This is a genomic window from Bacillus sp. JJ1127 (assembly GCF_036965845.1).
Classification (GTDB): Bacteria; Bacillota; Bacilli; order Bacillales; family Bacillaceae_G; genus Bacillus_A.
In genome coordinates this window covers 1-11294 of the sequence record NZ_JBALQK010000228.1, presented here as the reverse complement: position 1 = coordinate 11294, position 11294 = coordinate 1, and the positions used below count along the sequence as shown (strand labels likewise).

The 11294-nt window shown below is 36.5% G+C and carries 10 protein-coding genes and 3 riboswitches; of the genes, 9 read left to right on the top strand and 1 reads right to left on the bottom strand.

The window, feature by feature from the left end:
• The first annotated feature begins 119 nt into the window (after nucleotides 1-119).
• Nucleotides 120-229: riboswitch (TPP riboswitch) on the top strand.
• A 60-nt stretch (nucleotides 230-289) separates the two neighbouring features.
• The 4 genes from thiM to ilvA all read left to right on the top strand — a co-directional run bounded on the left by thiM (nucleotide 290) and on the right by ilvA (nucleotide 4170).
• Nucleotides 290-1108 (top strand): hydroxyethylthiazole kinase, encoded by an 819-nt coding sequence (thiM, locus tag V7183_RS20460; protein ID WP_438825186.1) that lies wholly within the window; start codon nucleotides 290-292, stop codon nucleotides 1106-1108.
• Between the two features lie 16 nt (nucleotides 1109-1124).
• Nucleotides 1125-1778: a thiamine phosphate synthase gene (gene thiE, locus V7183_RS20455; protein WP_335360655.1), complete on the top strand. Its 654-nt coding sequence runs from the start codon at nucleotides 1125-1127 to the stop codon at nucleotides 1776-1778.
• Nucleotides 1779-1920: 142 nt separating this feature from the next.
• Nucleotides 1921-2850 carry a TPR end-of-group domain-containing protein gene (locus tag V7183_RS20450; RefSeq protein ID WP_335360654.1) on the top strand — a complete coding sequence of 310 codons (930 nt, stop codon included), beginning with the start codon at nucleotides 1921-1923 and terminating at the stop codon, nucleotides 2848-2850.
• A 111-nt stretch (nucleotides 2851-2961) separates the two neighbouring features.
• A complete protein-coding gene (gene ilvA / locus V7183_RS20445; protein ID WP_335360653.1) occupies nucleotides 2962-4170 on the top strand; it encodes a threonine ammonia-lyase in 1209 nt (402 codons plus the stop codon).
• 70 nt (nucleotides 4171-4240) lie between these two features.
• Here the strand turns inward: ilvA and V7183_RS20440 are convergent, their stop codons facing one another.
• The gene (locus V7183_RS20440) at nucleotides 4241-5554 is read right to left on the bottom strand and encodes an anaerobic C4-dicarboxylate transporter family protein (protein WP_097898697.1); all 1314 of its coding nucleotides are present in this window, start codon (nucleotides 5552-5554) and stop codon (nucleotides 4241-4243) included.
• 281 nt (nucleotides 5555-5835) lie between these two features.
• Nucleotides 5836-5922, top strand: a riboswitch (cyclic di-GMP riboswitch).
• 142 nt (nucleotides 5923-6064) lie between these two features.
• Between V7183_RS20440 and V7183_RS20435 the strand changes: the two genes are divergently transcribed.
• From V7183_RS20435 to V7183_RS20415, 5 genes are all read left to right on the top strand, one after another.
• Entirely contained in the window at nucleotides 6065-7804 is a 1740-nt protein-coding gene (locus tag V7183_RS20435; protein ID WP_335360652.1) for a methyl-accepting chemotaxis protein, read from the top strand.
• An 83-nt stretch (nucleotides 7805-7887) separates the two neighbouring features.
• A riboswitch (TPP riboswitch) is annotated at nucleotides 7888-7989 on the top strand.
• 101 nt (nucleotides 7990-8090) lie between these two features.
• Complete coding sequence (locus V7183_RS20430) at nucleotides 8091-8411, top strand: MTH1187 family thiamine-binding protein (protein ID WP_097898699.1); 321 nt, start codon at nucleotides 8091-8093, stop codon at nucleotides 8409-8411.
• Nucleotides 8383-9159 (top strand): ABC transporter permease, encoded by a 777-nt coding sequence (locus tag V7183_RS20425; protein ID WP_335360651.1) that lies wholly within the window; start codon nucleotides 8383-8385, stop codon nucleotides 9157-9159. The genes V7183_RS20430 and V7183_RS20425 overlap by 29 nt, the downstream gene beginning before the upstream one ends.
• Nucleotides 9156-10154 (top strand): ABC transporter substrate-binding protein, encoded by a 999-nt coding sequence (locus tag V7183_RS20420; RefSeq protein ID WP_097898701.1) that lies wholly within the window; start codon nucleotides 9156-9158, stop codon nucleotides 10152-10154. The genes V7183_RS20425 and V7183_RS20420 overlap by 4 nt, the downstream gene beginning before the upstream one ends.
• Nucleotides 10151-10900: an ABC transporter ATP-binding protein gene (locus tag V7183_RS20415; RefSeq protein WP_097898702.1), complete on the top strand. Its 750-nt coding sequence runs from the start codon at nucleotides 10151-10153 to the stop codon at nucleotides 10898-10900. The genes V7183_RS20420 and V7183_RS20415 overlap by 4 nt, the downstream gene beginning before the upstream one ends.
• Nucleotides 10901-11294 lie beyond the last annotated feature (394 nt).

Below are 11294 nucleotides of genomic sequence, written 5' to 3'. Positions count from 1 at the left end.
CTCCCACCTAAAAAGAGGGTTTTTATGTCGGTTTTTTAATTGATGTATATATAATTGTATAAGAAAGTAAAGCGCTTGTTATTTTACTAGAATAAGAGTAGACTCTGAAGTAGCTGAATAAGAAAACACATGGGAGTTTGCGGATGCAGACTGAGAGTACGGCTAATCTGTCGTTGACCATTTGAACCTGTTGGATAATGCCAGCGTAGGGAGAGTGTACAAGCACATGTTCAGGCACTTTGCATACGCGAAGTGTCTTTTTGTGTATCTCCCATTATTAAGTTAGGAGATGAAAAGAATGAATTTACAAGAAATCGCAAAAGTAGTGGAAACAGTGAGAGGGACGAATCCACTTGTACATAATATTACAAATGTGGTTGTAACAAACTTTACGGCCAATGGTTTATTGGCATTAGGGGCATCACCTGTGATGGCGTATGCAAAAGAAGAAGTGGCAGAAATGGCTAGCATTGCAGGAGCGCTTGTTCTAAATATGGGAACACTTCGTCCTGAAGAAGTAGAAGCGATGCTCATTGCTGGAAAAGCAGCAAATACACATCATGTCCCTGTGTTATTTGATCCAGTTGGTGCAGGAGCGACTTCATACCGAACAGAAGTTGCAAGACATATACCAAGTGAAGTGAAGTTAGCGATGATTCGCGGGAACGCAGCAGAAATTGCTAATGTTATTAATGAAAAGTGGGCAATTAAAGGTGTGGATGCTGGAGCTGGAAACGGTGATGTAGTAGGGATTGCAAAACAAGCAGCTGATGAATTAGATACAGTTGCGGTAATTACTGGAAAAGAAGATATTGTTACAGATGGAGAACGAACATTTATGATTCATAATGGTCATCAAATTTTAACGAAAGTTACAGGAACAGGTTGTTTATTAACTTCTGTAATGGGAGCATTCGCAGCCGTTGAACAAAATTATGTGAAAGCTGCAGTTGCTGCATTAACGTTTTATGGTGTAGCAGCGGAAATAGCAGCTGTTAAAACAGTAGAGCTAGGGCCAGGAAGCTTCCAAATTGAATTTTTGAATCAGCTAGCAAACACTACTGCAGATGATATTGAACAATATGGAAAGATACAAAAGGTGCAGTAAGAAGGTGGGAGGAAAAATGGCGCGTATTGAAATGCAACAAATGTCCAAGTTATTGCAAGTATATTTTATTATGGGGAGCAATAACTGCCAAAAGGATCCATTGCAAATAATGAAAGAAGCACTAGATGGTGGAACAACACTTTTTCAATTTCGTGAAAAGGGGGAAGGAGCGTTAACTGGAAACGAACGATTGCAGTTTGCAAAGCAGCTACAAGCGCTTTGTAAAGAATATGGTGTGCCTTTTATCGTAAATGATGATGTAGAACTAGCAATTGAATTAGATGCAGACGGCGTTCATGTCGGACAAGACGATGAAGGAATCACATCAGTTCGTGAAAAAATGGGAGATAAAATTGTTGGAGTATCTGCTCATACAATCGAAGAAGCACGTTTTGCAATTGCAAGTGGAGCGGATTATTTAGGAGTAGGGCCTATCTTCCCGACAAATACAAAAAAGGATACAAAAGCAGTTCAAGGGACGGAAGGACTAAGACATTTTAGAGAAGAGGGGATCAGGGTACCGATTGTTGGTATTGGTGGAATTACAATTGAAAATGCTTTTTCTGTTATCGAGGCAGGCGCAGATGGAGTTTCCGTTATTTCCGCAATTAGTTTAGCGGATTCGGCGTATGAAAGTACGAAGGAATTAGCTCAGCAAGTAAAAAAATAATTTATTTATTGAGACAGAATGAAAAAAGATCACGCAACATAGCAAGTGTTGTGTGATCTTTTTTAAAGATTTACTTTTGAATATTCAGTCTTATCGCAATGATCTAATGGTATAATTTAGAAAAAACAAGGGAGGAATCTTTGTGATAAAAATAAAATTTGTTGAGCTGCAAAATGAACTGTTCAAGTTGTTTGAAAAAAGGGATTTTGAGGCCATGCATAGACTTATTCATAAAGCGCAAAAGGATTTCCCTGAAAGGCTAGATAAAACGAGTTTTTGGAAGGCATGTGCTTATTCCCTCCAAGGTAAACAAGAGGAAGCTCTTGCTATTTTGAATGCAGCTTTAACAAAAGGAGTTTGGTGGAATCCATATACCTTAATGAGTGATCCAGACTTACATGAATTACAAAGCAGAGAAGAATTCAAACTGATTGTAAAGAAATGTGAAGCTATTTTAAATAATCATCAATTGAATTCTAGTTCTAAATTATTTGTGTATGGAAATGAAGATTCAAACACTGGAATATTTTCGTTACATTGGAGAGGTTCGAATGTAAATGATTTTGCACCGTATTGGTATGATGATGGGTTGCAGTATATTTTAGGATTTCCGCAGTCCTCACAAATATATGGAGTGAATTCTTATTGCTGGGATAAGCACGATATAGCTCTAAATGATATTTCTACAACATTTCGTGACTTTAAAGAGAAGTATAATATGGAACAAATAATAATTGCTGGTGCTTCTCAAGGAGGGAACTTAGCAATAGAGTTAAGTTTAAATGATAATCTGTTAGCTACTAAGGGATTCATTGCTGTTATACCAGCTATTCGAGACATAGAGTCTATAGAAAAGTTGATTCAGACAAAGCAGGTAGCTAATTTGAAAGGATGCATTATTACGGGGGATAAAGATCCATTTTATAAGAAGACAATTGAATTGATGTCTATATTTGAGAAGTATGATATCAAATGTAAACTAATTGTGAAAGAAGGATTAGGGCACCTTTTTCCAGATGATTTTACAAAATTGTTATCAGAAGCTGTTCAATATATAGTAGAACCAAACTAGATAATAACAAATACTTGAAAATGAATTGGGCTTGAGTTAGAAAATCGTATAAAACAAATCTTGTCGCTCAAACTAATATATATGAACATATATCGTTTCGGAGGCGAATGCATGATTTCTTTACAGGATATTATAGCTGCTTATGAGAAAATGAAAGGCATTGTACATATCACACCACTAGATTATTCAAGTACATTTAGCGAGCTAGCAAATAATGAAGTGTATTTAAAACTTGAAAATTTACAAAAGACGGGTTCTTTTAAAGTACGTGGCTCTTATAATAAGATGGTTTCTCTTGAAAAAGGAGAATTAGAAAATGGAGTTATTGCAGCATCAGCTGGAAATCATGCGCAAGGAGTCGCCTATTCTAGTAATATGCTGGGTATTCCCTGCACGATTGTAATGCCAAAAGGTGCACCACTAAGTAAGGTACTTGCGACAAAGAGATATGGTGCGCATGTGGAACTACAAGGGGATGTATTTGATGATGCTTTGGCATATGCGTTAGATTTGAAAGAAGAAACGGGTGCAAAATTTGTTCACCCGTTTGATGATGAAGCAGTGATTGCTGGTCAAGGTACAGTGGGATTAGAGATCATGCAGCAACTTGATGACGTCGAAGCTGTTATTTGTCCTGTTGGAGGCGGCGGCTTAATTGCAGGTGTTGCGATGGCGATTAAAGAGCAAAAACCGTCGGTGAAAATATATGGCGTACAAGCACTTGCTTGTCCAGGGATGAAGCAATCACTTCAAGAAAAGAAAGTGATAACAGTAGATGGTGCACCGACTATGGCTGATGGTATTGCAGTAAAAAGGCCAGGAGATTTAACATTTCAACTTGTACAACGTTATGTGGATGATATTTTTTGTGTAGATGAAATGGAAATTTCGAGAACGATGTTAATGCTACTTGAGCGCAATAAATTATTAGTAGAGGGATCGGGTGCTAGTTCATTGGCTGCTTTACTCTATCAAAAAATCCCAGTGAAAGAGAAGAAAATTGTTCCGGTTTTAAGTGGTGGCAACGTTGATGTAAACTTTATTGCACGTATCATTGAGCATGGCATGGTTGAAGCCGGACGCTTTGTTCATATTGCAACAATGATTAAAGATAAACCAGGATATTTGCAACATTTACTTGAAATCGTAACAAGCTTTGAAGCAAATGTATTGAATATACATTTAGAACGAATTGGAACAAAGGTGTTTCCAGGGTATGCGCAGATCCACTTGTCATTAGAGACGAAAGATAAAAATCATATTGAAGAAATATTAAGTGGAATAGAAAGGAAAGGGTATCACGTAGAGGTTATTGAATGAAAGTTTTAAACAAACGTTTGATTAAATGAAAAAAGCACAAACTTGAAAAAAAGTTTGTGCTTTTCGTTCATTAAAACATGATTGAAATGAGTAGCATTCCAATTCCAATGGAAGTAAATGTTGCGATAAGACCAGGAATCATAAAGCTATGATTTAATACATACTTACCGATATGTGTTGTTCCAGTACGATCAAAGTTAATCGCAGCAACAATGGTTCCGTAGTTTGGAATGAAGAAATAACCATTTACTGCAGGGAACATTGCAATGAGCAGTGCCGGTGAAATGCCAAGTGATAATCCAAGTGGCACGAGAGCACGTACTGTTGCTGCTTGGCTATATAGTAAGATTGATAAGATAAATAGTGCGATAGCGAATAGCCATGGTGCACTTGTTACTAAGTGTTGAATGGATCCTTGAATTATATTCAAGTTTCCGTTAAAGAATGTGTCTCCCATCCAAGCGATACCAAAAATGGCAACGACAGCTGTAGCTCCTGCTTTAAAGACATTACCAGATACAATACTTTCTACATTTGGTTTACAGAAGATAATAATAAGAGCAGCAATTGTTAACATGACCATTTCAATTGTGTTTGGCATGGAAAGTCGAACTAATTTTCCATCTATCATCCATCCTGGACGAAGTGCTTCGAATGAACCGAGAAGAACAACAAAAATAGTTGCGAATAAGAAGAGAATAACAGATAACTTGGCGCCCTTTGTACCTACAAACTCTTTCTTTTCTTCAAGTTTAGGAATCATGCCTTCCTTTAATCGTTTCAAGTATTCTGGATCTTCATTTAACTCTTTTCCCATTTTGCTAGCAACAAAAGCTGCTAACATACAAGCAATAAAAGTAGAAGGAATACTTACTTTTAAAATATCTAACAATGTAATTTTATAATCAGCTAGCATTGCTAAAAGAGCAACAGTTGCAGCCGAGATTGGACTTGCTGTAATTGCCTGTTGTGAAGCAATTACGGCGATTGACATCGGGCGTTCAGGTCTAATTCCTGATTCACGTGATACTTCTGCGATAACAGGAAGTACAGAATAGGCAACATGACCAGTTCCAGCGCACAGCGTAAATAAATAAGTTACAATAGGTGCGAAAAATGTGATACGCTTTGGATTTTTACGCAATGCTTTTTCTGCAAGGTGGACAAGATAATCCATTCCTCCTGCTGCTTGTAATGCACCAGCAGCTGTAATTACTGCTAAAATCATCAGCATAACGTCAATAGGAGGAGCTGTAGGTTGCAAGTGGAAGACAAATACGAGGATTGCCATACCGACTCCACCCATTACTCCTAGACCAACTCCGCCAAGGCGTGCGCCAATGAAAATGCAGAGCAGTAAAGTAAGAAATTGTAGCCAAAACATGATAAACTACCTCCGAAATTCATAGGATTAGATATTTTTGGATAATTTAATTTGTGTAAAAATCAATAAAGTGTCCAAATGAAACCTTTATTTATAAACCTTTTTTATTATATAACACATAAAAAGTAACATTCACTCTTTTTATAGAATTATTTTGATAAAACTTTTTATTTGAATTTTATATTTACATGTGCAAATAAGTGGACAATTTAATTTTTATGTTGTAACCTGTGAAAGAGAATATTTAATTCTCATAAAACTCCCATATCGTTCAACTCGTTCAGCGAGAAAGGCAAACTAATGGAAACATGAGGGCGCAAAACTATAGGAGCTAAGGTCAAAATAGACTAAGCTAGCCAGTTACCGGACGGATAGGGTTGGTCTTGACCAATGCTTTTTTACATTGGTCTTTTTTTTATGTACACACCCTTAAATGAGTAGTGTTATCATTTCTGGGTGTTATTTATATTTCTATATCTTATTATACGAAAAATAAAGGAGGTAATTTTGATGAAGAAATATTGGCACAAGTTATCGTTTTTACAGAAAAATGTATTATTAACCGTCCTTGTTATTTTAACCCTTGTTGCAAGTATGGGAGTACTCGGTTTTAATATGTTCCAAAACAACATGATGTCTTTATTTGAAAGACAATCTATTGAAACAGGGGATACTGTATTAAATGAGTTAGACAAGCAAATGATTGAAGATATTGCGAAGGACCCTGCAAGTCAAAGAGTGAAGAAAGAGAAGCTAACGGAGCAACTAGATGGGGTTACAAAAAAATTAAAAAGCGTGGGACAAGCATATGTAATGGGTCCAAAAACGAATGAAAAGGGTGAGCCGCAAATTGTTGGTTTAAGCACCAAGGTAGCAGAGTCCCTAAATGTGAAACCAGGAGATTATTTTGATATGCCTGATCGTTGGATGAACGCATACCATAAAGTAATGGATACGAAGAAGGCACAAATGACAGAAGTGTATAAAGATGATTTGGGTACATGGGTAACGATATTAGAACCAATTACTGATCAAGAAAAAAACATTATTGCAGTTGTTGCAGCTGATGTAGATGCTTCTATCGTTCCTAGTACAAAGCAAAAATTTATTATACAAGGCTTAATCTTTATTTCTATTTCATTAGTAATTGCTACTGTAATTCAATTTTTTATTGTCCGCAGTTCTTTAGCTCCGTTACAAGAGTTACGTGAAGGGTTACGTAAAGTAGGTGAGGGAGATTTAAGTATTCAATTACGAGAGCGACCAGATGATATTGGGATTATTAATACCTATTTCAATACTACAATTGAAAAATTTAAATCGATTATTGATAAAGTAAAGCAGACGGCAGAACAAGTTTCTTCTTCTTCACAAGAACTATCAGCAAGTACAGAGGAAAACAGCATGGCAGTTCAAGAGATTGCAAGCTCTATGGAAGGTTTAAATGAAGGAGCGCAGTCTCAAGAAGCTTCTGTACAAAAATGTTTACATATTGTACATGAGATGGGAAGTAAAATAGCAGAGATTACAGGTGCTGCTAAACAGGTTGCAAATGCGTCTGAAGGTATGGAGCATCATTCAGTAGAAGGAAATGAAGTCATTGATCAAATCATTAACCAAATGAACTTAATTCAAAGTGCAGTGCAAGATCTATCTTCTATTATTTATTCATTAGAAAATCGCTCAAAACAAATTAGCGACATTGTAACTGTTATCACAGGAATTTCGAATCAAACAAATTTACTTGCTTTAAACGCTTCTATTGAAGCATCTCGTGCTGGGGAAGCAGGGAGAGGATTTGCTGTTGTAGCAGACGAAGTACGTAAACTAGCAGAACAGACTGAGGCATCAGCTAAAGATATTGCTAAATTAATTGGAGAAACACAAGCAGAAACTGAAGAAGCTGTAGTTTCGATGCAAAAAGGTTCGAAAGAAGTAGAATCTGGGATTACACTTGTCCAGAGCAGTGGTGCCTTCTTCGAAAAAATCTCAAAATCGGCACAATCTGTTACGAATCAAGTTAAAGACGTTTCTAGTAATTCAAATGATATTTTCCAAAGCAGCCAAGGAATTGCTCAAGTTGTTGATGAATTGTCCCATATTGCTAAGACATATGCGAATAGTAGCAGCAATGTAGAAGAGAGTATGAAAGAGCAAGAAATGTCTGTTCAAGATATCGCGGAGTTAGCTACATCCTTAAGTTGGCTTGCTCAAGAATTACAAGAACTAATTGGTGAATTTAAAAGTTAATAGAATGTAAAAAAGGTGTGGTAAAAATCCACACCTTGTTCTTTTGTTTGTTCAATAAAATAAATCATGCTACAATGAAAACGAATTAAGAACCGGGGAGCCAATTGGCTGAGAGGATGTAAGAATACATCGACCCTCAACCTGATCTGGATAATGCCAGCGTAGGGAGTTACTTAAAGTGATGTAGCATATGTTATTTTATAATAACTTGCATACAAGGCTTTCCTACGTGATGGTAGGAAAGCCTTTTCTTTTTACAAACATATTTCGCAAGGGGGATTTTAGCATGTCACAACAGGTTACAATTTCATTTTCAGTAGTACCGCAAGCAAAAACGAAAGATTTATATGCAGTTGTTGATAAAGCGATTGAAGTCGTACAACAATCAGGCGTTCGCTATGAAGTAGGAGCGATGGAAACAACACTGGAAGGAGAATTAGACGTACTTCTTGATGTCATTAAACGTGCACAACAAGCTTGCGTCGATGCTGGTGCAGAGGAAGTTATTACTTCTATTAAAATCCATTATCGTCCAAGTACAGGTGTAACGATTGATGAAAAGGTATGGAAGTATCGTGATGAATATGAAAAACCAGAAGCGATCTAACATAACAATTACAACGATTTGGCTTATCCTTCTCATTGCTATATGGGAAGGATCGGTTTCAATATTTCAAATTGAATCGTGGATTTTACCGAAGCCTTCTGCTATTGTACAGGAACTGATTGGAATGAAGGATTTATTGCTGCCAAATACGCTGCAAACATTGCAAGAGGTTATCATCGGGTTATTTTTTGCGATTCTGCTTGGAACGAGTATTGCTATTATTATGGATGTTATTCCGCTCTTTCGCATTTTAATTAATCCGTTGCTTGTTATTTCACAAACGATTCCGATCGTGGTGCTCGCACCTTTATTTATTATTTGGTTCGGATACGGCATGTTACCAAAGGTGATGGTTGTTATTCTTGTTTGCTTCTTTCCGATTGCCCTTAGCATCGTAGAAGGTTTTCAAACGGTAGATAAAAACATGCTCAAGTTATTACAAACAATGCGTGCAACAAAGTGGCAAATCTATCAAAAGGTAAAATTCCCTGCCGTGCTTCCGTATTTTTTCTCGGGATTAAAAATTGCTGTCACATATAGTGTGATGGGGGCGATTATTGGGGAGTGGCTTGGAGCAAGTGAAGGATTAGGAGTTATGCTCACAAGAGCGACAAAATCCTTTTTAACTGCTCGTGTCTTCGGTATCGCAGCTATTATCGTCATGGTGACATTGCTCTTGTATTTTATCGTAGAGTTTATGGCAAGAATAACAGCACCATGGATATACAGAAAGGAAGACAGAAAATGAAAAAAGGCTTAAAAGTTATGCTAGCTGCACTACTCGCAGTAGGTGTCGTTGGTTGTAATCCGGCGAAGAAAGAAGAAAGTACAGATAAAGGGAAGAAAGTAACAGTTGTTTTAGACTGGTTCCCAAATACAAACCATACTGGTTTATATGTAGCAAAGACGAAAGATTATTATAAGAAGCAAGGTTTAGATGTAGAAATTATTCAACCGGGTGATAATGTATCAGCAGAGCAAATGATTGCTTCAGGAAAAGCAGATTTTGGTGTGAGTTATCAAGAAAATGTAACATCTGCACGTGTTGAGGGAATTCCAGTTGTTTCGATTGGAGCAATTATTCAACATAACACATCTGCATTTGCATCTTTGAAAAAAGATAATATTACTTCACCGAAAGATTTTGAAGGCAAGCGTTATGGAGGCTGGGGAGCACCAGCGGAAGAAGCAACATTAAAAACAATTATGGATAAACATCAAGCGGACTTTAGTAAAGTAAACAAAATTGTGCTTGGACAAACAGATTTCTTTAAATCGATTGGTCGTGACGCAGATTTTGAATGGATTTACTATGGATGGGATGGCATCGAAGCGAAGCGCCAAGGAAAAGAATTAAATACAATTATGGTAAAAGATTTAGATCCAGCACTAGATTTTTATAGCCCTGTTATTATTACAAGTGAAAAGCATGCGAAACAAGATAAAGATTTTGTGAAAAAATTTATGAGTGCCACAGCGGAAGGATATAATTTTGCGATTAAGGATCCGAAAGCAGCTGCTGATATTTTAATCAAAAACGTACCAGATATTAATAAAGATTTAGTGCAAGAGAGCCAAAAGTGGTTAAGTACAAAATATCAGGATGATGCAAAAGCATGGGGAGTACAAAAGGAAGAAGTTTGGACAAATTACATGAATTTCTTATATGATAACAAAGTTATTAAAAAGAAAATTGATGTAAAAGATGCCTTTACAAATGAATTCCTTCCAAGTGAAAAATGAGCGGATTACAAATAAAAGATGTTGTGAAGGCGTTCGATGGGAAAAATGTGTTAGAGAAGATTAGTGCTTCGATACACGAGGGTGAATTTGTTTCATTTGTAGGGCCAAGTGGTTGCGGAAAAAGTACGTTATTAAATATGATTGCGAGTGTCGAAGAGACGACTAGTGGAGAGGTAATGTATAATGACGAACTTGTCCAAAAACAAGATATCGTGAGTTATATGCCGCAACAAGATTTACTGCTTCCGTGGCGTTCAGCTTTGCAAAATATTGTGCTTCCATTGGAAATTGAGGGAAAGCCGAAGAAAGAGCGTCTTGCAGAAGGAATGGAAGCATTAAAACAATTTGGTCTGTCTGAATATGCAAATCATTATCCAGATGCATTATCTGGTGGTATGCGACAGCGGATTAGTTTCCTTCGTACTTATTTATGTGAAAAACCTATTATGCTACTTGATGAACCATTTGGAAAGTTAGATGCTTTCACAAAAATGGAAGTGCATCGTTGGCTTCTAGATTCCTGGCATCAAGAGAAACAAACGATTGTGATGGTAACGCATGACTTAGATGAAGCAATATTACTATCTGATCGGGTGTTTATTATGTCACAAAGACCAGCAGCAATTGTAGGTGAGGTGAAAGTTAACTTACCTCGTCCTCGAACGATGGATATGTTAACATCCCTTGAGCTAAAAGAAGATAAAACGGAGATTTTAAGAATATTAGCTCCTTATATGAGAAAGTAAAGAAAGCATCTGAACAGAGAGTGTTCAGATGCTTTTTATTATAGAGAAATGTTCAAAGAAAACGGAACAAAAAAGAAAGGCATTAGCGATAAAAGCTAACGCCTTCTCTCTGTGATTCATATGATTTTCGATAACTCTTACATGAGAATTGTATGAATAAGCACTTTTATGATGCGCATATAAGCGTGCTTTTTCTATAGTTGTTGTTATATTTATATTTTTATGAATACTATATAGATGCCTTTCCCTAATAGGCCACTATCTTTTTTATATGTATAGATAGTTTCAATCGGAACAACAATTATTTCTATAAATACCGAATAATGTGATTGATATAGAATAACAACGAAATTTATAGGAAATTCATGTAAAATTCAATTCAACTTCACACGAA

Coding starts and splice junctions, on each gene's coding strand:
- thiM (WP_438825186.1), top strand. CDS start 290: ATGAAAAGAATGAATTTACAAGAAATCGCAAAAGTAGTGGAAACAGTG.
- thiE (WP_335360655.1), top strand. CDS start 1,125: ATGGCGCGTATTGAAATGCAACAAATGTCCAAGTTATTGCAAGTATAT.
- ilvA (WP_335360653.1), top strand. CDS start 2,962: ATGATTTCTTTACAGGATATTATAGCTGCTTATGAGAAAATGAAAGGC.
- V7183_RS20440 (WP_097898697.1), bottom strand. CDS start 5,554: ATGTTTTGGCTACAATTTCTTACTTTACTGCTCTGCATTTTCATTGGC.
- V7183_RS20435 (WP_335360652.1), top strand. CDS start 6,065: ATGAAGAAATATTGGCACAAGTTATCGTTTTTACAGAAAAATGTATTA.
- V7183_RS20430 (WP_097898699.1), top strand. CDS start 8,091: ATGTCACAACAGGTTACAATTTCATTTTCAGTAGTACCGCAAGCAAAA.
- V7183_RS20425 (WP_335360651.1), top strand. CDS start 8,383: ATGAATATGAAAAACCAGAAGCGATCTAACATAACAATTACAACGATT.
- V7183_RS20420 (WP_097898701.1), top strand. CDS start 9,156: ATGAAAAAAGGCTTAAAAGTTATGCTAGCTGCACTACTCGCAGTAGGT.
- V7183_RS20415 (WP_097898702.1), top strand. CDS start 10,151: ATGAGCGGATTACAAATAAAAGATGTTGTGAAGGCGTTCGATGGGAAA.